Source organism: Streptomyces sp. NPDC094032, assembly GCF_040303965.1.
GTDB lineage: Bacteria > Actinomycetota > Actinomycetes > Streptomycetales > Streptomycetaceae > Streptomyces.
The window spans coordinates 56,181-79,765 of the sequence record NZ_JBEOUE010000014.1 but is presented as its reverse complement, the minus strand read 5'-3'; the positions used below and the strand labels follow the sequence as shown (position 1 = coordinate 79,765).

At 72.9% G+C, this 23,585-nt stretch carries 21 protein-coding genes; 6 read left to right on the top strand and 15 right to left on the bottom strand.

Annotation, left to right across the window (positions count from 1 at the left end; genetic code table 11):
- Positions 1-11 precede the first annotated feature (11 nt).
- A complete protein-coding gene (locus ABTZ54_RS20810; RefSeq protein ID WP_351665255.1) occupies positions 12-845 on the bottom strand; it encodes a trans-aconitate 2-methyltransferase in 834 nt (277 codons plus the stop codon).
- A gap of 178 nt (positions 846-1,023) precedes the next feature.
- Between ABTZ54_RS20810 and ABTZ54_RS20805 the strand changes: the two genes are divergently transcribed.
- Positions 1,024-1,521: a MarR family winged helix-turn-helix transcriptional regulator gene (locus ABTZ54_RS20805; protein WP_046906954.1), complete on the top strand. Its 498-nt coding sequence runs from the start codon at positions 1,024-1,026 to the stop codon at positions 1,519-1,521.
- On the opposite strand, the gene ABTZ54_RS20800 is transcribed toward ABTZ54_RS20805, so the two are convergent.
- The 8 genes from ABTZ54_RS20800 to ABTZ54_RS20765 form a co-directional block, all read right to left on the bottom strand.
- Complete coding sequence (locus tag ABTZ54_RS20800) at positions 1,480-2,202, bottom strand: LuxR C-terminal-related transcriptional regulator (RefSeq protein WP_351665253.1); 723 nt, start codon at positions 2,200-2,202, stop codon at positions 1,480-1,482. The two genes, ABTZ54_RS20805 and ABTZ54_RS20800, sit on opposite strands and share 42 nt — an antisense overlap.
- A gap of 298 nt (positions 2,203-2,500) precedes the next feature.
- The gene (gene galK, locus ABTZ54_RS20795; protein ID WP_351665251.1) at positions 2,501-3,667 is read right to left on the bottom strand and encodes a galactokinase; all 1,167 of its coding nucleotides are present in this window, start codon (positions 3,665-3,667) and stop codon (positions 2,501-2,503) included.
- Positions 3,664-4,647 carry a UDP-glucose 4-epimerase GalE gene (galE, locus tag ABTZ54_RS20790; RefSeq protein ID WP_351665249.1) on the bottom strand — a complete coding sequence of 328 codons (984 nt, stop codon included), beginning with the start codon at positions 4,645-4,647 and terminating at the stop codon, positions 3,664-3,666. The genes galK and galE overlap by 4 nt, the downstream gene beginning before the upstream one ends.
- Positions 4,644-5,684, bottom strand: coding sequence for a galactose-1-phosphate uridylyltransferase (gene galT / locus ABTZ54_RS20785; protein ID WP_351665487.1), 1,041 nt, complete (start codon positions 5,682-5,684; stop codon positions 4,644-4,646). The genes galE and galT overlap by 4 nt, the downstream gene beginning before the upstream one ends.
- Before the next feature lie 144 nt (positions 5,685-5,828).
- Positions 5,829-6,506, bottom strand: coding sequence for a response regulator transcription factor (locus ABTZ54_RS20780; RefSeq protein ID WP_351665247.1), 678 nt, complete (start codon positions 6,504-6,506; stop codon positions 5,829-5,831).
- A gap of 127 nt (positions 6,507-6,633) precedes the next feature.
- A complete protein-coding gene (locus ABTZ54_RS20775; protein WP_351665245.1) occupies positions 6,634-8,457 on the bottom strand; it encodes an outer membrane protein assembly factor BamB family protein in 1,824 nt (607 codons plus the stop codon).
- A gap of 52 nt (positions 8,458-8,509) precedes the next feature.
- Entirely contained in the window at positions 8,510-10,306 is a 1,797-nt protein-coding gene (locus ABTZ54_RS20770; protein WP_351665243.1) for an outer membrane protein assembly factor BamB family protein, read from the bottom strand.
- A gap of 133 nt (positions 10,307-10,439) precedes the next feature.
- Positions 10,440-12,245 carry an ABC-F family ATP-binding cassette domain-containing protein gene (locus ABTZ54_RS20765; protein ID WP_351665241.1) on the bottom strand — a complete coding sequence of 602 codons (1,806 nt, stop codon included), beginning with the start codon at positions 12,243-12,245 and terminating at the stop codon, positions 10,440-10,442.
- 108 nt (positions 12,246-12,353) lie between these two features.
- Here ABTZ54_RS20765 and ABTZ54_RS20760 point away from each other — a divergent pair, with 108 nt between their 5' ends.
- The 4 genes from ABTZ54_RS20760 to ABTZ54_RS20745 all read left to right on the top strand — a co-directional run bounded on the left by ABTZ54_RS20760 (position 12,354) and on the right by ABTZ54_RS20745 (position 16,358).
- The gene (locus ABTZ54_RS20760) at positions 12,354-13,442 is read left to right on the top strand and encodes a hypothetical protein (protein WP_351665239.1); all 1,089 of its coding nucleotides are present in this window, start codon (positions 12,354-12,356) and stop codon (positions 13,440-13,442) included.
- Positions 13,439-14,548 (top strand): hypothetical protein, encoded by a 1,110-nt coding sequence (locus tag ABTZ54_RS20755; RefSeq protein ID WP_351665237.1) that lies wholly within the window; start codon positions 13,439-13,441, stop codon positions 14,546-14,548. The genes ABTZ54_RS20760 and ABTZ54_RS20755 overlap by 4 nt, the downstream gene beginning before the upstream one ends.
- A gap of 93 nt (positions 14,549-14,641) precedes the next feature.
- Positions 14,642-15,232 (top strand): Uma2 family endonuclease, encoded by a 591-nt coding sequence (locus tag ABTZ54_RS20750; protein WP_351665235.1) that lies wholly within the window; start codon positions 14,642-14,644, stop codon positions 15,230-15,232.
- Positions 15,233-15,386: 154 nt separating this feature from the next.
- Positions 15,387-16,358, top strand: coding sequence for an SMP-30/gluconolactonase/LRE family protein (locus tag ABTZ54_RS20745; protein WP_351665233.1), 972 nt, complete (start codon positions 15,387-15,389; stop codon positions 16,356-16,358).
- Positions 16,359-16,374: 16 nt separating this feature from the next.
- Here the strand turns inward: ABTZ54_RS20745 and ABTZ54_RS20740 are convergent, their stop codons facing one another.
- The 6 genes from ABTZ54_RS20740 to rsmI form a co-directional block, all read right to left on the bottom strand.
- Positions 16,375-17,277, bottom strand: a complete 903-nt coding sequence (locus tag ABTZ54_RS20740) for a 4-(cytidine 5'-diphospho)-2-C-methyl-D-erythritol kinase (RefSeq protein ID WP_351665231.1) — start codon at positions 17,275-17,277, stop codon at positions 16,375-16,377.
- Entirely contained in the window at positions 17,274-18,155 is an 882-nt protein-coding gene (rsmA, locus tag ABTZ54_RS20735) for a 16S rRNA (adenine(1518)-N(6)/adenine(1519)-N(6))-dimethyltransferase RsmA (RefSeq protein WP_351665229.1), read from the bottom strand. The genes ABTZ54_RS20740 and rsmA overlap by 4 nt, the downstream gene beginning before the upstream one ends.
- The gene (locus ABTZ54_RS20730) at positions 18,152-19,312 is read right to left on the bottom strand and encodes a resuscitation-promoting factor (RefSeq protein ID WP_351665227.1); all 1,161 of its coding nucleotides are present in this window, start codon (positions 19,310-19,312) and stop codon (positions 18,152-18,154) included. The genes rsmA and ABTZ54_RS20730 overlap by 4 nt, the downstream gene beginning before the upstream one ends.
- Before the next feature lie 72 nt (positions 19,313-19,384).
- Entirely contained in the window at positions 19,385-20,254 is an 870-nt protein-coding gene (locus ABTZ54_RS20725; RefSeq protein ID WP_351665225.1) for a TatD family hydrolase, read from the bottom strand.
- 51 nt (positions 20,255-20,305) lie between these two features.
- Entirely contained in the window at positions 20,306-20,734 is a 429-nt protein-coding gene (locus ABTZ54_RS20720) for a hypothetical protein (protein WP_351665223.1), read from the bottom strand.
- A 139-nt stretch (positions 20,735-20,873) separates the two neighbouring features.
- On the bottom strand, positions 20,874-21,761 hold the full coding sequence (rsmI, locus tag ABTZ54_RS20715) for a 16S rRNA (cytidine(1402)-2'-O)-methyltransferase (protein ID WP_351665221.1): 888 nt from the start codon (positions 21,759-21,761) through the stop codon (positions 20,874-20,876).
- A gap of 52 nt (positions 21,762-21,813) precedes the next feature.
- On the opposite strand from rsmI, the gene ABTZ54_RS20710 reads away from it, so the two are divergent.
- Positions 21,814-23,571 (top strand): dolichyl-phosphate-mannose--protein mannosyltransferase, encoded by a 1,758-nt coding sequence (locus ABTZ54_RS20710; RefSeq protein WP_351665219.1) that lies wholly within the window; start codon positions 21,814-21,816, stop codon positions 23,569-23,571.
- Positions 23,572-23,585: the final 14 nt, after the last annotated feature.

Genomic DNA, 23,585 nt, shown 5'->3' with positions numbered 1-23,585 from the left:
CCGTCCCCGTATCAGGCCTTCGTGGCGATGGCGAAGATTCTCCGGAACGGGAACGCGGTGCCGTGCGGTCCCGGCGGGTAGGCCTCGCGGAGCCGTTCGCGGTACTGGGCGAGGAAGGCCTCGGTGGCGGCGCGGTCGCCCCTGAGGGCGGTGAGGACGGGGCGCAGCGCGGTGCCCTTCACCCAGTCGAGGACGGGGTCCTCGCCGGTGAGCAGCTGGTAGTACGTGGTCTCCCAGACGTCCGTCGCGCAGCCGAGGTCGGCGAGCCGCTGGAGGTAGTCGGCCGGTTCGAGGATGTGGACGTAGCGCCGCCCCTGGTCGCCGACCCGGCCGCGCCACTCGGGGGTCTCGCAGAGCTCGCCGAGCAGGGCGTGGCTGGGCGCGGTGAAGTTGCCGGGGACCTGGAAGGCGAAGGTGCCGCCGGGGCGCAGTCCCGCGATCCAGGGGGCGAAGGACTCGGGGTGGTTCGGCACCCACTGGAGGGCCGCGTTGGACACGATCAGGTCGTACGGCTCCTCCGGCGTCCAGTGGGCCGCGTCGGCCGCCCGGAAGTCGAGCCAGCCGCCGCCCGCCGTGGTGCCCGCCCAGTCCTTCTCGGCCCGCTCCAGCATCTCGGGCGACAGGTCGAGGCCGGTGATGTGGGCCTCGGGCCAGCGGTCGGCGAGGAGCGCGGTGACGTTGCCCGGGCCGCAGCCGAGGTCGGCGATCCGGGCCGGCCGGCCGCCGGTGTCGGGCAACTGCTGTATTCGGGCGAGCAGATCGAGGAACGGACGGGTGCGGTGTCCGGCGTGGCGCAGGTACTGCTGCGGGTCCCATGTCGGTGCGGCGGATTCCACGGAATGCATGTTCGAAGCCCCCTTGCTGGAACGAGTTGCCGAAGCGGAACGGAGTTCCGGCCCGGTCCCTTCCCCATAGTCAAGGAGACTATATCTCCACGTCAAGATTGTCGTGATCAAGATACTTGAGAACGAGAGACTTAATACCAAGAGACTTTATGTCAACAGACCCTCTACACTGATCGTCATGGAGGACGAGGTCGACCGGCTGGTCGCTGCATGGCGCCGAGAGCGCCCGGACCTCGACGTGGAACCGCTCGAGGTGCTCAGCCGTGTCTCACGCCTGGCCCGGCACCTCGACCGCGCCCGTCGGCTCGCCTTCTCCGAGCACCAGCTGGAGCCCTGGGAGTTCGACGTCCTGACCTCGCTCCGCCGGGCCGGCGCGCCCTACCAGCTCTCCCCCGGCCAGCTGCTCACCCAGACCCTGGTCACCTCGGGCACCATGACCAACCGCATCGACCGGCTCACCAAGAAGGGCCTGGTCGAGCGGCTGCCCGACCCCAGCGACCGGCGCGGCGTGCTGGTCCGCCTCACCCCCGAGGGCCGCGACCGCGCCGACCAGGCGCTCGCCGGGCTGCTCGCCCAGGAGCGGGCCATCCTGGCCCGCCTCTCCCGCACCGAACGCGGCGAACTGGCCGCGCTGCTACGCCAGCTGACCGCCCCGTTCGACAACATCCCCGGCTAGGGCCCCCGGCTCCTCCGCCGGGCCGACCCCCGCACGGCGGGCCAGCGCCACGGCGGCCAGCGTCGAGTGGACGCCCAGCTTGCCCAGCACGTTCTGCATATGGGTGCGGACCGTGTGCGGCGACAGGAACAGGCGCTCCGCGACCGCCTTGCGGCCGAGCCCCGCCACCATGCAGCGCAGCACCTCCCGCTCGCGCGGGGTCAGCGACTCCACCAGCCGCTCGCTCTCCGTCCGGTGCTTGCGGGCCTCCGTCAGCTCCCGCAGCACCCCCGTGAGCAGCGCCGGCGGCAGATGCGTCTCGTCCCGCAGCACCCCGCGCACCACGGCGAGCAGCCGTTGCAGCGAGCAGTCCTTGGCCACCCACCCCCAGGCACCCGCCTGGAGCGCGAGCGCCGCCCGGTGGGCGTCGTCCTTCTCCGCGAGGACCACGCTGCGCAGCGTCGGCCGCCCCTCGCGCACCCCCGCCACCAGCGCGATCCCGTCGCCGCCGCCCAGATCGGCGTCGACCAGCATCACGTCGAAGCGCCGCCCCTCCCCCGCGCCCCGGTCCAGGCAGCGCAGCGCGGCCGGGCCGCTGCCCGCGGCGGTGACGTCGACGTCGGGCTCCGCCGCGAGTGCGGCTGCGAGCGACTCGGCGAAGATACGGTGATCGTCCACCACCAGAACCCGGATACGGGCCACGGACACCCCCAAGTGTCGAGGAACGGCCCGGCGCGGGCACGACGCCGGGGGCGGGTCCGCCGATCGCACGGCCGCCGCCGTGCCCTGACAGTTACCCCGCCCCGGGCGCCGTACCCGGCGGGTCTCGATACCCCTGATCAGCACCGGCCCCCACCGGCGCTGCGCACCAGGGTAAGGGTGCGGCGCGCCGGTGGAGGCCGAATCGCGGAACTGTGCGTCCGTATGGGGGAGTCGGGGCCGGTCGGACCGCCTGTCGAGCGCCCGGTGGGCCGCCCGGCGAGTGCCCGGCGGGCGCTCGTCAGGCCACTCGGCGGGCGCCCGCCGAGGGGACCGCGGGGAAGATGCCGGGGGCCGTGTGGCCCGCCTCGGCGAAGGCCTTCACGACCGCCGCGGCGACCGCGTCCGCCGTGTCCGCCGCCACCAGGACGACCGCCGAGCCGCCGAAGCCGCCGCCGGTCATCCGGGCGCCGAGGGCGCCCGCCGCGTTCGCCGCCTCGACCGCGAGGTCCAGTTCGGGGCAGGAGACCCGCAGGTCGTCGCGGAGCGAGACGTGGCCCTCGGTGAGCAGGGCGCCCACCGCGTGGGGGTCCCCGGCGTCCAGGAGGGCGATCACCCGCTCGACCCGGGCGTCGTCGGAGACGACGTGCCGGACATAGCGACGAATCGTTTCATCGCCCAAACGGGCGAGGGAATCGGACAGATGCGCGGCGGAGACATCACGCAGCGCGCGCACGCCGAGCGCCCGCGCACCTGCCTCGCACCCGGCGCGCCGCTCCGCGTACGCGCCGTCCCCGAGGGCGTGCTTCACCCGGGTGTCGACGACCAGCAGGCACAGCCCCCGGGCGGCGAGGTCGAACGGCACCTGCCGGTACGACAGGTCGCGGGTGTCCAGGTACAGGGCGTGGCCCTCGGTGGCGCACGCGGAGGCCATCTGGTCCATCACCCCGCACGGCACGCCGACGAACGCGTTCTCCGCCCGCTGGGCGAGCAGCGCGAGCTCGGGGCGGGAGAGCCCGAGCCCGAACAGGTCGTTCAGGGCGAGGGCGGTGACGACCTCCAGGGCGGCGGAGGAGGAGAGCCCGGCGCCCGACGGCACCGTGGACGCGAGGTGGATGTCCGCGCCGGTGACCGGGTGCCCGGCCGCCCGCAGCGCCCATACGACCCCGGCGGGGTACGCGGCCCAGCCGTGTCCGGAGGCCCCGGAAGCAGCCGCTGCCGGCGGCTCCAGGGTGGCGACGTCGAGCTGGACGACGCCGCCGTCCACGTCGGCGGAGTGCAGCCGCAGCACGCCGTCGTCCCGGCGGGAGACGGCGGCCACGGCCGTGTGCGGCAGAGCCAGCGGGAGGACCAGACCCTCGTTGAAGTCGGTGTACTCGCCGATCAGGTTGACCCGCCCGGGAGCGGCCCAGACCCCGTCGGGAGCCGCTCCGTACAGCGCGCCGAACTCCGCCGCGACCGTGCTCATGCCTGGCCCTGCTCCTTCTTCCGGGTGAACGCCCACGCGTCCTCGACGATGGCCGCCAGGTCCGGGCGGGACGGGTTCCAGCCGAGGCGCTCGCGCGCCGTGTCGGCCGAGGCGACGAGCACGGCCGGGTCCCCGGCGCGGCGCTCGGCCATGACCTCGGGCACCGGGTGGCCGGTGACCTTGCGGACGGTCTCGACGACCTCCCGCACGGAGAAGCCGTTGCCGTTGCCGAGGTTGCAGATCAGGTGCTCGCCCGCGGTCATCGCGTCCAGGGCCAGCAGGTGGGCCTCGGCGAGGTCGGCGACGTGGATGTAGTCGCGGACGCAGGTGCCGTCGGGCGTCGGGTAGTCGTCGCCGTAGACGTTGATCGCGGCGCGCTGCCCGAGGGCGACCTGGAGGACCAGCGGGATGAGGTGCGACTCGGGGTCGTGCCGCTCGCCGCACTCCTTGTAGGCGCCGGCCACGTTGAAGTAGCGCAGCGAGACGGCGGCCAGGCCGTGCGCGGCGCACTCGCCGGTGATCATGTGGTCGACGGCCAGCTTGGTCGCGCCGTACGGGTTGGTCGGCGCGGTCGGCGCGGCCTCCGTGATCGGCACGGTCTCCGGCTCGCCGTAGGTGGCGGCGGTCGAGGAGAACACCAGGCGGCGCACGCCGGCCTCGCGCATGGCGGCGATCAGCGCCATGGTGCCGCCGACGTTGTTCTCCCAGTACTTCCCGGGGTTGGCGACGGACTCGCCGACCTGGGAGAAGGCGGCGAAGTGCAGCACGCCGTCGTAGCTGGAGTCGAGCCACTTGGCGGCGTCCTGGATGCGGCCCTCGATGAACTCCGCCCCGGCGGGGACGCCCTCCCGGAAGCCGGTGGAGAGGTCGTCGAGGACGGTGACCTGGTGCCCCGCCTCCAGGAGGTGGGCGGCGACCGTGCTGCCCACATAGCCCGCCCCACCGGTCACCAGGTACTTCGACGTCGCTGCCTTGCTCAACTGCTTGCCACCTCTCGGAGTCTGTCGGCCGCGGACTCCGGCGACACGTCGTTCATGAACGCGCCCATGCCGGACTCGGTGCCCGCGAGGTACTTCAGCTTGCCAGAGGCCCGGCGGACGGTGAAAAGCTCCAGGTGCAGGGCGAACTCCTCGCGGCCCGCGCCGGTCACCGGCGCCTGGTGCCAGGCGGCGATGTAGGGCGTCGGCGGCTCGTCCGTACCGAAGATCCGGTCGAAGCGGCGCAGCAGTTCCAGATAGATCCCCGGGAGCTCCGCGCGGGCGTCCTCGTCGAGCTCCGTGAGGTCGCCGGTCCGCCGGTTCGGGTAGAGGTGGACCTCGTACGGCCAGCGGGCGGCGTACGGCACGAAGGCGGTCCAGTGCTCCCCCGCGAGCACCACCCGCTCCCCGGCCCGCTCCCGGGCCAGGACGTCGTCGAAGAGGTTGCGCCCGGTGGCGGCGCGGTGCGCGACGGCGTTGCGGAGCATGGTGGCGGTGCGGGGCGTCACGTACGAGAGGGCGTAGATCTGGCCGTGCGGGTGGGCCAGGGTGACGCCGATCTCGGCGCCCCGGTTCTCGAAGCAGTAGACCTGCTGGACGCCGGGGCGGGCGGACAGCTCGGCGGTGCGGTCGGTCCAGGCGGCGAGGACGAGGGCGGCCCGCTCCTCGGTGAGCTCGGCGAAGGAGGCCCGGTGGTCGGAGGTGAAGCAGACGACCTCGCAGCGGCCCGCGGCCCCGGAGAGGGACGGGAAGCGGTTCTCGAAGACCGCCACCTCGTAGGCGTCGGCCGGGATCTCGCTGTGCCACGCCTCGGTGGAGGGGCAGAGCGGGCACGTGTCGGCGGGCGGGTGGTAGATCCGGCCCTGCCGGTGCGAGGCGATGGCGACGGACTCGCCGAGGAGGGGGTCGTGGCGGACCTCGGAGGCGGAGACGACGGGATCGAGGGACCGGCGGTCGACGGCGTCGCGGGCGGCGCCTCCGTGCGCGTCGAAGTAGATGAGCTGACGCCCGTCGGCGAGCTGGGTGACGGTCTTCTTCACGGCGACCTTCTTCACGGCGGTGCTCTTCACGGCGGACGGCCTCCCACAGCCTCCATCCAACATAACCACCCATAAAAAACCACAATCAAACATCGAAGGTCAACACTCCCCCGCGATCGACCACTCGGAAGAGCGTGAAGAGAGTCAGCCGCGCCGCTGCACCGGCACCCGGTCGAGCAGCCCCGTGCGCGCCGCCAGCGCCGCCGCCTCCAGGCGCGAGCCGACGCCCAGCTTCATCAGCACCCGCTGCACATGCGTCCGCGCCGTGCTCGGCGCGATGGCCATCCCCGCCGCGATGACCCGGGTGTCCTCCCCCTCGGCCACCCGGACCAGGACCTCCGCCTCGCGCGGGGTGAGCAGCCGCAGCAGCCGCTGCCCCTCGTCGTCGGGCTGCGCCGCCGGGTTGAGCAGCTCCGCGAAGGCGCTCTGGAGCAGCTGCGGCGCCACCGCCGCCTCCCCCGCGCGGGCCTTCACCAGCGCCCGCTCGACGCCCTCGATGCGCTCGTCGTGCCGGACATAACCCGAGGCCCCGGCCGCGAAGGCCGCCGCGATGCCGCGCGGCGAGGGCACCGGGCCCAGCACCACCACGGCCACCTGCGGGCGCTCCCGCTTGATCCGTACGACCGGGTCGAAGGCCCCCGGTTCGGCCGGCGCCGAGGTGCCCAGCAGACAGACCTCCGGCGCACGGCTCACCACCAGCTCCGCCGCGCCCGCCACCGGCGCCGCCGACGCGAGCACCCGGTGCCCGCGCAGCTTCAGCGCCGAGGCCAGCGCCTCCGCGTGCAGTCGGTGGTCGTCGACCACCACGAGCCGAACGCCCATCGACGCGGCCCCCCTTCTCTCCCTGATCCCCGCCGGACTGTCGCATTCTTCGCCAAGCGGCGGCGTATGCAAACAGCCCGGCGCACCGATGTGGATCGGTGCGCCGGGCCGGGACGGTGACGGAGCGTCAGCGGGTGCTGTACCCCACCACGAGGTACTCCTTGCTGGAGGACGCCGAACGCTGCTTGTCGATCATGACCTCGGACAGGAAGAGCCGCCCGTCCGCGTAGTCGATCTCCGCGTAGTCCGAGGAGAAGGACCGCTCGGGGCTGTTGGAGCCCTTCTCCACCGGGTTCTCCAGGAGGGTCGTCTCCTTCATGGAGCCGCCGTCGATGGAGACGATCCGCCCGCCCTTGTCGTAGGGCGGCAGCTTGTACGCGATGATGTTGCCGCCGTCCATGCGCAGCGGCACCAGCGTGTAGCGGTCGCCCGCGTCCGCCTTCTGCGGGACCGGCTTCCCGCTGGCCAGGTCGAACGCGACGATCTCGTTGGTCTCGTCGCCGTACTCCCCGGTGCTGCCCTCGTGCTCCTCGGTCGGCAGGTACAGCCGCCCGTTGCCGACCACGACCTTGCTGCAGTTCTCCACCTCGGTGGAGCGGCAGCGGGCCGCGTAGCGCTCGGAGTCCGCCGTGATCTTCGCCTTCAGCTTGCCGGTCTTCTCGTCGATGGAGAAGAAGTCCGAGATGCCGGAGCCGTCGGTCGCGGCGTCGCCGACGTCGGCGGCGACCACCAGCGGCTTGGTGGAGACGACCGAGGCGTAGTCGACGCCCGCGGGCATCTTGAACTGCGCGATCGGGGCGCCCGTGGTCGGGTTGAGGTTCTGGATCAGCACGTACTGGCTGCCGTACGGACCGCACTTGCGGGCCGCGACCAGGCCCTCGCCGCCGCCGTACCCCATGTCGTAGCAGTTGTCGGCGTTGGCCTGCGGCTTCCAGCGCGGGTTGCCGTTGGCGACGTCGAAGGCCGCGCCGCCGTCGGTGCCGCCGGCCGCGACGGTCGCGCCGCTCAGCGTGACCTCGCTGAACTTCGCCTTGCTGTCGCCCGCGGAGCCGCCGGTGACGGAGGTCGACCAGACCAGCTTGCCGGTGTTCAGGTCGACCAGGCCGACCTCGGTGCACGGCTGGTAGTTCTTCGGGGGCAGCCGCTTGCTCGCCTCGAACAGGATCGGGGTCTTCCCGTCCGCGGTGACGTGCGCGGAGGCGCCGCAGACCTGGCCGGTCAGCGGCAGCGTCCACAGCACGGTGCCCTTGTCGAGGTCGTACGCCACGACCGAGTTGACCCCGGTCTTGACGAAGGCCTTGTCGGTGATCCAGGAGCCGGAGACGTCGGTGACGTCCTCCACCTTGGGCTGCGGCAGCTGGACGGTCATCTTGGCCGCCGTGCTCGCCGGGACCTTCTCCTTGCCGCCGCCGCCCGTACCACCGGCCGAACCGCCGTCGGCGCCGCCCGTGGTGGTCCCGCCGGAGGTGCCCTTGGCGTCCTTGCCCTTCTCGTCACCCCCGCCGGAGTTCGCGTACCAGAGTCCGCCGCCGACGATCAGCACGACGGCGACGACCGCCGCGATGACGATCTGCATCTGCGTCGACAGCTTCTTGCCACCGCCGCCGGAGCCCGGCGGGGGCGCCTGCTGGTACTGGGGGTACTGCGGCTGGGTCGGGTAGCCGTAGGGCGGCTGCTGCGGCTGGCCGTACGGGGGCTGCGCGGGCGGCTGGCCGTACGGGGGCTGCGGCTGCTGCTGCGGGTAGCCGTACGGGGGCTGGCCCTGCGGCGGCATGGGCGGCTGGCCCGGCTGCTGCGGGTAGCCGTACGGCGGCTGCGCGGGCGGGGGCGTGGGTGCGCCGAAGCCGCCCGGCGGGGGGTCCTGCGGTGCGCCGAAGCCGCCCGGCGGCGGATCCTGCGGCGCGCCGAAGCCGCCCGGGGGCTGGTTCGGCGGTGGCGGTGGCTGCGTCATGACGTGGGTACCTCGGAGTGGGGAAGGGGACGGGGACGGGACGGGCGGGGCGTCACTTGCCGTACGCCATCATCGTCTTGGCCTCCTTCTCCTCCTTGTCGTTGGAGGCGGAGACCCGGCCCGCGGCGATCACGAAGGTGCCGTTCCCGTAGGCGTAGCCGGCGCTGTAGAAGGAGCTCTCGACCGTCGAGACCGCCGCCTGGAACTGGAGCAGCGTCTTCGGCGCGCCACCCGTCGGGGCGAGGGTCGCGACCGAGCCGCCCGTGTCGTAGCGCGGCTCGACGTACAGCAGCACCTCGGAGCCCTCCATCCGCAGCGGGGTCATCTGCTGCTCGCCGGGCGCCTTGGAGCGCCACTTGGGCTTGCCCGTGTTCAGGTCGAAGGCGATGACCTCGTTGGGGGTGCCGTACGCGGTCTCGGTCGCCATGTAGAAGGTGTTCGGGTCGGCGGCGACGCCGGTGCAGCCCTGGAGGTTCTTGCCGAAGACGACGAACGCGCCGCCGCACCTGGGGGCGAACTTGTCGTTGCCGCCCTGGATCTGCGAGCGCTCGGTGCCGTTGGCCCTGAGCGAGAAGACCGCCCACTTCTTCTGCTCGCGCTGGGTGGCGGAGACGACCAGCGGGTCGACCGAGTACACCCGGTCCACCTCCCAGTTGGCCTCCAGCTTGAAGGTCCACTTGGGCTTGCCCGTGGCCGGGTCGACCTCGCTGACCGCCTGCGACTGCTTGTTCACGTCGCCGGAGGGGCACTTGGAGGCGGCGATCAGCTTGCTGCCGCCCGCGTACGCGAAGGGCTTGCAGCCGCTGGTCGGCGAGGCGAACAGCTGCCTGCCGTCGGCCAGCGAGAAGCCGTACGCGGAGCTGGAGCCGGCCGCGGTGACCGTACCGCCGCTGATGGCGAGGGTGTTGTCGGAGAAGGCGAAGAGGCCGGTGGCCTTCGGGACGGCTTTCTTCCAGCCCGCCTTGCCGGTCTTGAGGTCGACCTGCTGCATCTGCGTGCACTTGGCGCGGTCGCCCGCGCTGTCGTTGTACGCGAAGACCATGACGCCGTCGGCGGAGGGCTGCGGCGGCGCGGCGCACAGCTCGAAGGGCGTGTCGATGTGCCACTTCGCGGAGCCGTCGGACAGGCTGTAGCCGTCGATGCCCTTGTACATGGCCTTGACGACGGTGTCGCCGACGATCCACGGGCCGAAGACGTCGGCGCCGTTGCGCGGCAGGTCGACGTTGTTCTTCAGCAGCCAGTCGATCTTCGCCTCGCCGTCCTTGCGGCCGGCGTTCAGGCTCTGGTCGCCGTTCTGGCCGTCGCCGCTGCCGTCGCCCTGGTCGACGGAGCCCGTCGGCTTCGGGGCGGTGGTGGCGGTGGACTTGTCCGGCTTGGCGACCGGGTCCTTCCCGTCGTCGCCGCTGAGCGCGAACCAGCTGACGCCGCCGATGACGAGCAGCGCGGCGGCGGCCGCGGCCACGATGACGCCGGGCTTGCCCTTGAAGGGGTTCCCGCCGCCGCCACCGGGGGGCGGGGTCTGCTGCATCGGGGCGCTCGGGTAACCCCCGTAGGGGTTCGGCTGCTGACCGTAGGGGCCGGGCTGCTGCCCGTAGGGGCCCGGCTGCTGGGCGTACGGGCCGGGCTGCTGCGGATAGCCGTACGGTCCGGGCTGCTGACCGTACGGTCCGGGCTGTCCGGGCGGCGGCGTCTGCGGGGCCCCCTGCGGGTACCCGTACGGGCCCGGCTGGGCCTGCGGGGCCTGCGGCGGGACCGGCGGGACCTGCGGAGGCATCGGCGGGACCGGCGGGACGTTCGGGTCCGGAGCGCCGAAACCCCCCGGCGGCTGGTTGCTTGGCGGCTGGGTCATCAGCGCTTCCCCCTTTTGTGAGCGGGTTTTCTTTCTACCACTCACCGGATGGCGCAAAAGAGACCGGTCCGCCCCTTGTTCCCAAGGGAGGACCGGCCCGTAATGGCGTCGTTACGCGTCCTCTACGACATCTCTACGCGTCTTCGGCCAGTTCCAGCCAGCGCATCTCCAGCTCCTCGCGCTCACCTGCGAGTTCGCGCAGCTCGGCGTCCAGCTTCGCGACCTTCTCGAAGTCGGTGGCGTTGTCCGCGATCTGGGCGTGCAGCTTCGCCTCCTTGTCGGACAGCTTGTCGAGCTGCCGCTCGACCTTCTGCAGCTCCTTCTTCGCGGCGCGCGCGTCCGCCGCCGACACGCCCTGCTTCGGCGCGGCGGCCTGGGCGGGGGCGGCCGGGACGGCGGCCTCGATCATCTTCCGGCGGCGCTCCAGGTACTCGTCGATCCCGCGCGGCAGCATCCGCAGCGTCTGGTCGCCGAGCAGCGCGAAGGTCCGGTCGGTGGTGCGCTCCAGGAAGAAGCGGTCGTGGGAGATGACCACCATCGAGCCCGGCCAGCCGTCGAGCAGGTCCTCCAGCTGCGTCAGGGTCTCGATGTCGAGGTCGTTGGTCGGCTCGTCGAGGAAGAGCACGTTGGGCTCGTCCATCAGCAGCCGCAGCAGCTGGAGACGGCGCCGCTCGCCACCGGAGAGGTCGCCGACCGGCGTCCACTGCTTGTCCTTGCCGAAGCCGAACTGCTCGCAGAGCTGCCCGGCCGTCATCTCCCGGCCCTTGCCGAGGTCGACCCGGTCACGGATCTGCTGCACGGCCTCCAGGACCCTGAGGGTGCCGGGGAGTTCGGTGACGTCCTGCGAGAGGTAGGCGAGCCGCACGGTCTTGCCGACCACGACCTTGCCGGCCGGCGGCTGCGCCTCGCCGGCGGTGCGGGAGGCCTCGGCGAGGGCGCGGAGCAGCGAGGTCTTGCCGGCGCCGTTGACGCCGACCAGGCCGATGCGGTCGCCGGGGCCGAGCTGCCAGGTGAGGTGCTTGAGGAGCGTCTTCGGACCGGCGGTGACGGTCACGTCCTCCAGGTCGAAGACGGTCTTGCCGAGCCGGGCGTTGGCGAACTTCATCAGCTCGGAGGCGTCGCGGGGCTCCGGGACGTCCGCGATGAGCGCGTTGGCGGCCTCGATCCGGAAGCGCGGCTTGGAGGTACGGGCGGGGGCGCCGCGGCGCAGCCAGGCGAGCTCCTTGCGGACCAGGTTCTGCCGCTTGACCTCCTCCGTGGCGGCGATCCGCTCGCGCTCGGCGCGGGCGAAGACGTAGTCGGAGTAGCCGCCCTCGTACTCGTAGACCGCGCCGCGCTGCACGTCCCACATGCGGGTGCAGACCTGGTCGAGGAACCAGCGGTCGTGGGTCACGCAGACGAGCGCGGAGCGCCGCTCGCGCAGGTGCCCGGCGAGCCAGGCGATGCCCTCGACGTCGAGGTGGTTGGTGGGCTCGTCGAGGACGAGCAGGTCCTGGTCCTCGATGAGCAGCTTGGCGAGCGCGATGCGCCGCCGCTCGCCGCCGGAGAGCGGCCCGATGACGGTGTCGAGCCCCTTCTCGAAGCCGGGCAGGTCGAGCCCGCCGAAGAGGCCGGTGAGCACATCGCGGATCTTGGCGCTGCCCGCCCACTCGTGGTCGGCCATGACGCCGATGACCTCGTGGCGGATGGTCGCCGCCGGGTCGAGCGAGTCGTGCTGGGTGAGCACGCCCTGCCGCAGCCCGCCGCTCTGGGTGACCCGGCCTGTGTCGGGCTCCTCCAGCTTGGCGAGCATCCGGATCAGGGTGGTCTTCCCGTCTCCGTTGCGCCCCACGACACCGATCCGGTCCCCTTCGGAGACGCCGAGCGAGACCCCGTCGAGCAGCGCACGGGTGCCGTACACCTTGCTGACGGACTCGACATTGACCAGGTTGACGGCCATTTCACTCCTGTACCGGGGGATCGATCGACGTCCAGGGTAGACGGGTGGGGCGGGTGGGATAGCGTGCGGTGATTCGAACGAGGCTGTGCACGGGGGCGGGGGCCTGGAATGGACGACACGGCATGGGCGCGCTTCCGGCGCCACCGGTGGCTGCCGCAGGCCTCGCTGGTCCTGCTGGTGGCGGCGCTGGTCACGGCCTTCGTGGTGGTCCGCGAGGAGCGCCGGGAGAGCCGTGACGAGGAGCTTCTGGCCGCTGCCTGCGGCGGGGCGCTGCCCCGGGAGGCGGTCCGGGCCCTGCTGCCCGAGGACGGCGCCTGGTCCGAGCGGACCGGGCCGGGGCCGCGCGGTCTGGTCTCCTGCGGCATCGGCCTCGCGGACGCCGAGGGCGGCTGGCTCCAGGTGACGGCGACGCCGGACATGGAGACGCCGCTGAAGGGCGTACGCGTCGAGCACGTCGTGGGCGACCCGTACGAGGACGCGCCGCGCTGGGCCGACGCGTACCTCCGGGCCGACAGCCAGGCCCTGGTGTCCTGCCCGAACGGTCTGCCCGGCTACACGCGCCCGGTACGGAGCTTCCGCGTGTACGGCAGCCTGTCCACGGTCGGCGACGCGGCCCCGGAGGGCTGGAACGCCCGGCTCGCCGAGACGGTCGCCGCCGTCGCGGAGGACCTCCGCACGGACCACCACTGCGGCGGCTCGCCCGTGCGCCCGGCCGATGTGAAGCCGGTCCCCAGGGTCACCCCCGACTCGGACGCCGACGCGAAGGCCGCCCGGGAGGCCTGCGGCTGGTTCCGCCCCGCGTACCTCGGCCCCGGCTGGAAGCCGACCGGGCAGCCCGGCCGCGGCGCCGTCCACACCTCGGCCCGTGGCTGCGACACCGGTGGCCTGAAGGGCCGGCAGGGGCTCGGCGTGACCTCGGCGAGCTGGTGGGGCGAGCTGCTCCCGGAGGTACGCACCGAGTACGGACGCGAGCTCGCCGCCGCGGGCCGGGACACCCCGCCCCGCGCGGGCGGCGGCTCCGCCACGGTCGCCGCCTGGGCCGAGGCCCGCTGCGACGGGGCCCCGGGCCTGCACCGGGTGAGCGTGACGGCGAAGGAGCGGGACGGACTCGCGGACCGGGCGGAGGCGCTGCTCGGCCGCTATCTGGAGGCGGCGCGGTGCCGCGACACGAAGAGCCTGGGGACGGTGTGGCAGTGAGTACGGAGACCCGGCGCCGCCGCCGGAGCCTGAAGCCGGTGGCGGGACTCGCCGCCGGGGCGGTACTCGTCACGGGCGGCCTCTTCTGGCTGTCGGGCGGCTGGGACACCTGGCGGCACGACCGGGCCCTGGACTCGGCGTGCGACGGGACGCTGGCGGCGGGCGCGGTGCGGGAGCTGGTGGGCGGCGCGGAGGTGACCGCCGGGATCCGGCGCGACCGGGCCGGTTCCTGGTGGCAGTGCCGGGTGACCGAGGTCGACGAGGACGACGAGGACGACGACGGCCGGATCGACCTGCGGGTGACGGTGAGCGACACGCGGAACCGCCGCGTCGACATCGACGCGTCCCGCACCGACGCGCCCTTCGGGAACGGCTGGACCGGCGGCTTCGCCTACGACCCCGACCGGGCCAACGGCGACGAGGGGGACGCCACGGCGACCCTGCTGCTCGACTGCGGCGGGAAGCGGGGCGCGGGGTTCGCCGCCGAGGCGCGGGCGAGGACCGACCGCCTCGACTTCGGCCGCCCCGAGACCCGCGCACGCCTCACGGCCGTGCTGACCGGGACGGCGACGGCGTACGCCCGGAGCACCGGCTGCGAGGTCACGGCGGGCACGCCGGTGCCGGACGTCGGCGTCTCGACGACCCCCCTGGACCACGAGCCGTTCGCGACGGTGTCGGGCAGCTGCGCCGGAATCCTGGACGCGCCGACGGCGGCCCGCTGGGGCGTCCGCACGGCCGTCGAGACCGCACCGGGCCCGAAGCCCGTCGAGGGCTGCGTCCTGGGCGGCCTGCGGGGCGCGCCGCTGTACACGTTCACGGCCTCGTACGGCGCGGGCCTGACCTGGGAGAAGAAGGAGGACCTGGAGTACCTGGACCGCACGAAGGGCGACGCCCCCGACGGCCGCTACGTCCTGTGGGCGGCATGCCCCGGCAGCACGAAACGAGCCGCGTACACGGTCACGACCCCCACCTCCCCCCGAGGCCCCAGCGAACTGACCCTGGACCACCCCGCCCTCCGCACCGCCCTCCAAGCCTTCGCCGACCGCTCGGCGAAGACCCACGGCTGCGGGGCGCCGGGGACGGAGCGGGTGCACGACGGCGACTGACGGCTGACTCGACCGGGCGTTTCATCACTCTTTGTGATGACGTGCTCCGGAACCCGCCGCTTCCCGTCCAGATCGTGCCGAAAAATCGTGCCCATGCGAGAAGAGCACGAGTGCGTCGAGCGTTGGCCGAGGCCGCCGGTGGAGGGCTGGACGGTCGACCACCTGTTCACTCTGCCCGGCCTCCCTCCGCACACCGAGTTGATCGACGGGAGCCTGGTTCTCGTCAGCCCCCAGCGCCGATTCCACAGTGTCGTCATCGACCTGCTGGCGGCGGGGCTCCGCAACACCGTGCCGCCGGACCTCAGAGTCAGTCGTGAGATGACCGTGGTTCTCGACCATCGCAACGGCCCGGAGCCGGATATCTCAGTCGTCCGCAGAGAAGCCCTGAAGAGTCGCACCCAGGCCTCGTACCCGGTCGCCGACGTCCTGCTCGCCGTCGAGGTCGTCTCACCCGAATCCGAAGCCCGGGACCGCGACACCAAGCCGCACAAGTACGCCGCCGCCGGCATCGCGCACTACTGGCTCGTCGAGCTGGAAGGCGAGGGCGAGCACGTCGTCGTCCGGGTCTACGAGCGTGACCCGGTCACCAAGACCTACACCTGCGCCGGCATCCACCGCGACCGGCTGAAGCTCTCGATTCCCTACGCCATCGACATCGATCTGACCGCCGTCGACGACCTCTAGCCCACCCACCCGCGCACGCGTGCGAACGGAGTGCTGTCCTCCGCCGCGTGGGCGACTCCCCGGCCCCGGCTGCCGGGGCGGTGAGCCGGGGATCCGCCATGTTCGTGGGGTCCCGGCCGGTCATGCGGCCGCAGTCCCCCTCTGGGAGAGAACCATGGGCCGTATCCCCCGCCTGGCCGCCGCCGTCGCGACCGGCTCCGCGCTCGCCGTGCTCGTCGCCGGGCCCGCTTCCGCCGCCGACCCGACCGTGACGGACCCGCGCGTCCTCACGCACTTCGACTTCGCCGCCGGGCAGACCCCGGAGAACATCGCCCTCGAACCCGACGGGGCCGCCGACGTCACCCTCGCCTTCGCCCGACAGGTCGCCCGGGTCGACCGGCACGGCGGCGTCCGGATCCTCGGGACGCTGCCCGAAGTGCAGAATCCGCAGACCCCGAACGTCGGTGCCGCGATCGTCTCCGGGATCGCCCGTGCCGAGGACGGCACGCTGTACGTCAACTACGTCACCGGGACGGCCGAGACCGGCGTCTGGCGGATCGCTCCCGACGGGAGCGCCCCCGAGCAGATCGCGCAGCTCCCCGCCGACGGCTTCCCCAACGGCCTCGCCCTCGACGAGGACTGCGGCACCCTCTACACCGCCGACTCGTCCCTCGGCACCGTGTGGAGCGTCCCCGTGGACGGCGGCGAGCCCACCGCCTGGGCCACCGGCACCGCGCTCGAAGGCACCGCGGCGCTGCCCTTCGGCTCCAACGGGCTCAAGCTGCACGACGGCGCCGTCTGGGTCTCCAACACCGCCCGCGGCACCCTGCTGCGCATCCCCTTCGGGCCCGACCGGACCGCCGGCCCCGTGGAGACCAGGGCGACCGGTCTCACGACCATCGACGACTTCGCCTTCACCGGGCACGGCGACACCGTCCTCGCCGCCCTCAACACCGTGGACGAGCTCGCCCTGGTCCGCCCGGACGGCACCCACAAGACGGTGCTCACGCACGCCGACGGGCTGGAGAACCCGACCTCCGTGGCCGTCCACGCCAAGACCGTCTACGTGAACAGCGCCGCCTTCTACGTCCAGCAGAACCCGGACCCGAACCTGCTGCTCGCCCGGATCTCCAAGAACAAGGACTAGGGGCACTAGGGGGGCGCTAGGCCACGACGGTCGCGCCCCGTGCCGGGGAGTGCGCCACCCGCGCCGTGCAGCAGGTGCCCGAGGTCGTCAGGGCTGCCGCCACCGACTCGGCGGACTCCGCGTCCTTCACCAGGAACGCGGTCGTCGGGCCCGAGCCCGAGACCAGGGCGGCCAGCGCGCCCGCCGCCGTGCCCGCCGACAGGGTCGCCGCCAGCGAGGGCCGCAGCGACAGCGCGGCGGCCTGGAGGTCGTTGGCGAGGGTCGCGGCCAGGGCGGTGGTGTCGCCGGTGCGCAGGGCGTCGAGCAGGGCCTCGGAGGCGACCGGCTCGGGCACCTCGACGCCCTCGTTGAGGCGGTCGAACTCGGCGTACACGGCCGGGGTGGAGAGCCCGCCGTCGGCGACGGCGAAGACCCAGTGGAAGGTGCCGCCGACCGGCAGCTCGGTGAGCCGCTCGCCCCGGCCGACACCGAGCGCGGCGCCGCCGACCAGGCTGAACGGCACGTCGCTGCCCAGCTCGGCGCAGATCTCCAGGAGTTCGGCGCGCGGGGTGTCCAGGCCCCACAGCGCGTCGCAGGCGAGCAGCGCGCCCGCGCCGTCGGCGCTGCCGCCGGCCATGCCGCCCGCGACGGGGATGTCCTTGGCGATGTGCAGGTGCACGTCGGGCGCGATGCCGTGCCGGGCGGCGAGCAGCTCGGCCGCCCGCGCCGCCAGGTTGGTGCGGTCGAGCGGCACCTTGTCGGCGTCGGGGCCCTCGCAGGTGATCGTCAGACCGTCGGCGGGGGTCGCGGTCACCTCGTCGTACAGGGAGACGGCGAGGAAGACGTTGGCCAGGTCGTGGAAGCCGTCGGGCCGGGCGCCGCCGACCGCGAGCCGCACATTGACCTTGGCGGGGACCCGTACGGTGACGCCGCCGGTCACGCCCCGGCCCCCTTGTGCTCGGCGATCCGGGCGAACTCCTCGACCGTCAGCGCCTCGCCGCGCGCCTGCGGCGAGATGCCCGCCGCGACCAGGGCCGCCTCGGCCGCGGCGGGCGAGCCCGCCCAGGTCGCGAGGGCGGCGCGCAGGGTCTTGCGGCGCTGCGCGAAGGCCGCGTCGACGACGGCGAAGACGTCCTTCTTGGAGGCGGTGGTCTTCACCGGCTCGGTGCGCCGCACCAGCGAGACCAGGCCCGAGTCGACGTTGGGCGCCGGCCAGAACACGTTGCGGCCGATGGAGCCGGCCCGCTTGACCTCCGCGTACCAGTTGGCCTTCACCGACGGCACGCCGTACACCTTGTTGCCCGGCTTGGCGGCGAGCCGGTCGGCGACCTCGGCCTGGACCATGACGAGGGTGCGTTCGATGGTCGGGAAGCGGTCCAGCATGTGCAGCAGCACGGGGACGGCGACGTTGTACGGCAGGTTGGCGACGAGCGCGGTGGGCGGCGGGCCCGGCAGCTCCTGGACCAGCATGGCGTCGGAGTGGACCAGCGCGAAGCGGTCCTGCTTCTTCGGCATGCGGGCGGCGATCGTGGCGGGCAGCGCGGCGGCGAGGATGTCGTCGATCTCGACGGCGGTCACCCGGTCCGCGGCCTCCAGGAGCGCGAGCGTGAGGGAGCCGAGCCCCGGCCCCACCTCCACGACCACGTCGTCGGGGCGCACCTCGGCCGTGCGGACGATCCGCCGGACCGTGTTCGCGTCGATGACGAAGTTCTGGCCCTTCTGCTTGGTCGGGCGCACGCCGAGGGCGGCGGCCAGCTCGCGGATGTCTGCGGGGCCGAGGAGGGCGTCGGGACTGTCGGGTCCGGTGGTGGTGCTCACCGGTACAGCCTACGGCCGCAGTGGGGCCACGGAGTCGCCCCCCGGGTCACGTAGAGCTTCTTCGCCCGGAAGGTCTGCTCCGCGGCGGGCGCGTTCTGGGCGACGCCGCTGCCGCCCAGGGAGCGCCAGGTGCCGGGGTCGAACTGGTAGAGCCCGCCGTAGGTGCCGGACGGGTCGACCGCGCCGGGGCGCCCGCCGGACTCGCAGGCGGCGAGCGCGCCCCAGTTCAGTCCGTCGGCCCCGGCGACGGAGGTGGGCAGCGGCCGTGTGCCGATCCGGACCTTCTGCGCGACGGGCTCGCGGACGGTCTCCTCGCCCGTGCGGCGGGGCTTCTGCCGGACGCCGTTGACCGTGCGCAGGCTGTACGTGACGCGGCGGACGCCCGGGACGCCCTGCCGTTCGACGAGCTCGGTCCCGGCGAACAGCTCGTCGTCGCGGACCCGCTCGACGGCGTACGGCACGGCCTCCTCGCGGATCTCCTGGCTGCCGGTGATCCGCAGCACGGTGACGGTCTGCCCGTCGCGCGGGAAGGAGCCGGGCGGCACGGAGGTGGTGTCCTGGCCCGCGAGGGTGATCCCGGCCTCCTCGACGGCCTCCCGGACGGTGGCCGCGTTGGTGCGGACGGTCCGCTCGCGCCCGTCGGCGAGGAAGGTGACGGTCCGCTCGGTCCGCACGTCGAGGGCGAGGCCCTGGCGGGAGATGGGCGCCGAGCGGGAGGCGGAGAGGTAGGCGCCCTCGGCGCGCACCCCGAGCTGCCGCAGGGCGCCGTCGACGGTCCGCGCGGTGGTCCACACCTGGCGGCGCTGCCCGTCGAGGGTGAGGGCGACGGGCCGCCCGTAACGGACGACGATCTCGTCGCCGCTGGCCAGGCCCGCGCCGGGGGCGGGGGCGACGATGTCGTGGTCCCCGACCGCCAGGCCCTCGTCGGCGAGCAGCTCCTCGACGTCGTCGGCGAAGGTGTGCAGGGTGCGCGGGACGCCGTCGACGGAGAGCCGGACGGCCTTGTCCTGGGCGACGAAGGCGGTGGTGCCGCCCGCGAGGAAGGCGACGACCAGGGCCTGCGGGACGATCCGCCGCAGGCCCTCGACGGCGGGCGGGCTCGCCTTGCGGCGCCGGGCGGCCCGCCGGGCGCCGGATCTGTGCGACGAAGTGCTCACGAAGCCGGGACCCTAGCCCTGGATATCGTCACTCTCCAAAACGACCCGACTACCTGACGTAACCGTTATGGATCAGTAATCGAAGGCGCGGGCCGTGTTCACGGCGAGGGCCTCGCACAGCTCCTCCTCGCCGATGCCGCGCACGGCCGCCATGGCCCGGACGGTGACCGGGATCAGGTACGGGGCGTTGGGACGGCCCCGGTAGGGCGCGGGGGTGAGGAAGGGGGCGTCGGTCTCGACGAGGACGAGCTCCAGCGGGGCGATGGCGAGGGCGTCGCGCAGCGGCTGGGCGTTCTTGAAGGTGACGTTGCCGGCGAAGGACATGTAGTAGCCCTTGGCGGCGCAGATCTCGGCCATCTCGGCGTCGCCGGAGTAGCAGTGGAAGACGGTCCGCTCGGGGGCGCCCTCCTCGTCGAGCACCCGCAGGACGTCGGCGTGGGCCTCCCGGTCGTGGATGACGAGGGCCTTGCCGTGGCGCTTGGCGATCTCGATGTGGGCGCGGAAGGAACGCTCCTGCGCGGCCATGCCCTCGGGGCCGGTGCGGAAGTAGTCGAGGCCGGTCTCGCCGACGGCGCGGACGTACGGCAGGGAGGCGAGCCGGTCGATCTCGGCCAGCGCCTCGTCGAGGGCCGCGTCGCCGCCCGGCGTGCGCGCCCCCTGGCGGGACCAGCCGTCCGGGTCGCCCAGGACGATCCTCGGCGCCTCGTTGGGGTGCAGGGCGACGGCCGCGTGCACGTGCTCGTACCGCTCGGCCGTCTCGGCGGCCCACTGCGAGCCCTTCAGGTCGCAGCCGACCTGGACGACCGTGGTCACGCCGACGGCGGCGGCCTTGGTCAGGGCCTCCTCGACGGTGCCGGACTGCATGTCGAGATGGGTGTGCGAGTCCGCGACCGGGACCGGCAGGGGCTCGGGCAGCGGCGGCGGGGCGTCCTTGGAACTCATGGCCCGATCGTACGAGGGCCATGAGTCCCCCCGCCAAGGCTTACCGCCGCGCTACCGCCGGGACCGGAAGGGATGCAGCAGGTCGGAGAGGTGCCAGTGGTGCTCGGGCTTCTCCCGCCCGGGGCCCTCCGGGGTGTCCTCGGTCAGCTCCTGCCCGATCGGTCCCGCGATGGACACCGGCTTGGTCGCCTTCGCCCCGTGGCCGTGCCGTTCGGCGGCGGCCATCAGGTCGAGCACCGAGGACACCTGGCCGGAGCGCATGATCCTCACGACGTGACCGCCGCAGTTCATGCAGGTCGGACTGGACAGCGGGGACGGCACGCGTTCCCCGTCGGCCTTGTAGACGACGAATTCATGACCCTTGGCGTCGATGTGGTGCTCTATCTCGTACGCCTGCTCCCAGCCGTACCCGCAACTCATGCAGGCGAAAGCGTACGCCTCGTGCACGACGGGCGTTCCGGTGCCGGTGATCTCAGTCATTCCAGCTCCTCTCCACTGGTCCAGTGGACGCCTTTTCCGGCCGGAGCGCATCAGCGGCGGAAAAACCATGGAAGCTCTTTGGCGTTTCCTTGCCCGAAGGGGCTGTGAGCGGGCCCGACGCCGGGTTCCGCTTTGCCTTTCAGATTAGTCCTTTACCGTTTCCGGGGCCTGGCGCCGCCGCGTTCTTTGCCGCGACCACGGCATCGAACACCTCGCGCTTGGGAACCCCCGCGTCGGCCGCGACGGCGGCGATGGCCTCCTTGCGCCGCTCCCCCGCCTCCTCGCGCACCCGCACCCTGCGCACCAGTTCCTCGGCGTCCAGTTCGGCCGGCGCGGCCTCCGGGGCGCCCTCGACGACGACGGTGATCTCGCCCCGTACGCCTTCGGCCGCCCAGGCGGCGAGCTCGGCGAGCGGGCCGCGCTTGACCTCCTCGTACGTCTTGGTCAGCTCGCGGCAGACGGCGGCCCGGCGCTCGGCGCCGAAGACCTCGGCCATCGCGGCGAGGGTGTCGTCGAGCCGGTGCGGGGCCTCGAAGTAGACGAGGGTCCGGCGCTCGTCCGCGACCTCGCGCAGCCGCCCGAGGCGCTCGCCGGCCTTGCGCGGCAGGAAGCCCTCGAAGCAGAAGCGGTCCACCGGCAGCCCGGACAGCGCGAGCGCGGTGAGCACGGCGGACGGGCCCGGCACGGCCGTGACCTTGATGTCCTGCTCGACGGCGGCCGCGACCAGGCGGTAGCCGGGGTCGGAGACCGACGGCATCCCGGCGTCGGTGACGAGCAGCACCCGCGCCCCGCCGACGAGCGCCTCGACCAGTTCGGGCGTACGGGCCGACTCGTTGCCCTCGAAGTAGGAGACCACCCGGCCCGTGGTGTGGATCCCGAGCGCGCGGGTCAGCCCGCGCAGCCTGCGGGTGTCCTCCGCGGCCACGATGTCCGCGTTCTCCAGTTCGGTGGCGAGCCGTGGCGGTGCGTCCGCGATGTCGCCGATGGGGGTCCCTGCGAGTACCAGCGTTCCTGTCACACGGCCCATCCTCCCAGCCCGGACAGGCGACGCGCACAGGCGCGTTCCCTACGATGGCGCGGTGACCAGTACCGCACCCGAGGCCCTGGAGGGTCAGCACCCCGTGGCACCCACCGTGGCAGAGCCCCCTTCGTGGCAGCGGCGGCTGCGGCAGTTCGGCTACCGGCCGGACACCTCGGGCGCCCTCTCCGTCGGCCTGCGGGAGCGGCTCGTGCCGCCGTACGCCCGCCCCTCGGAGCGGCTGTGGTCGCTGTTCCTGATCGGTCCGGCCGCCGCCGACCGGATCTGGCGGATCGCCGCCTGGGCCGGGCCGCTGCTCGTCGCGCTGGTCGCGGGCGTGCTGCGGTTCTGGAACCTGGGCAAGCCGCACGCGGTGATATTCGACGAGACGTACTACGCCAAGGACTCCTGGGCCCTGATCAACCAGGGGTACGAGGGGGCGTGGCCGAAGGACATCGACAAGACGATCCTGAACGACCCGGGCGCGGTCCTCGTGCCGACCGATCCCGGGTACGTCGTGCACCCGCCGGTCGGCAAATGGGTCATCGGCATCGGCGAGAAGCTGTTCGGCTTCGAGCCCTTCGGCTGGCGCTTCATGGTCGCGCTGCTCGGCACCCTTTCGGTGCTGATGCTGTGCCGGATCGGACGGCGCCTGTTCCGCTCCACGTTCCTGGGCTGCCTGGCCGGTCTGCTGCTCACCGTGGACGGCCTGCACTTCGTGATGAGCCGCACGGCGCTGCTCGACCAGGTCCTGATGTTCTTCGTGCTGGCCGCCTTCGGCTGCCTGGTCGTCGACCGGGACAAGGCGCGGGCCCGGCTCGCGGCGGGGCTGCCCGAGGACGCCGAGGAGGGGATCCTGCGGCCGGACGCCTCGGTCGCGGAGACCCTGCGGCTCGGCTGGCGACCCTGGCGGCTCGCGGCCGGCGTGATGCTGGGCCTGGCGGCCGGCACCAAGTGGAACGGTCTCTACATCATGGCCGCGTTCGGCCTGATGACCGTCCTGTGGGACATCGGCGCCCGCCGCACGGCCGGTGCGATCCGCCCGTACACGGCGGTCCTCAAGCGCGATCTGGTGCCGGCCTTCGTCTCCGTCGTCCCGGTCGCGATCGGCACCTACCTGCTCTCCTGGACCGGCTGGATCGTCACCGACAAGGGCTACTTCCGCAACTGGGCCGCCGAGCAGGACAAGCTGAACGGCGGCGGCACCTGGGGCTGGCTGCCCGACTGGCTGCGCAGCCTGTGGCACTACGAGACCGAGGTCTACAAGTTCCACGTGGGGCTGAGCTCGCCGCACACCTACGAGTCCAACCCGTGGAGCTGGATCGTCCTCGGCCGCCCGGTCTCCTACTTCTACGAGTCCCCCGCCCCCGGCCAGAACGGCTGCCCGGCGGACGCGAGCGACAAGTGCGCCCAGGAGGTCCTGGCCCTCGGCACACCGCTGCTGTGGTGGGCGGCCTGCTTCGCGATCCTGTACGTGCTGTGGCGCTGGGCCTTCCGCCGCGACTGGCGCGCGGGCGCCATCGCCTGCGGCATCGCGGCCGGCTGGGCGCCCTGGTTCCTCTACCAGGAACGCACCATTTTCTTTTTCTACGCGGTGGTCTTCGTCCCGTTCCTGTGCCTCGCGGTGGCGATGATGATCGGGGCGATCGTGGGACCTGCGGGTTCCTCGGAAAGACGGCGCACTTTCGGCGCGGTGGCGGCGGGCGTCCTTGTCCTGCTCATCGTCTGGAATTTCATCTATTTCTGGCCGCTGTACACGGGTGAGGCCATTCCCATCCAAGGCTGGCGGAACCGGATGTGGCTCGACACCTGGGTGTAGCGCCGCGCCGGTAT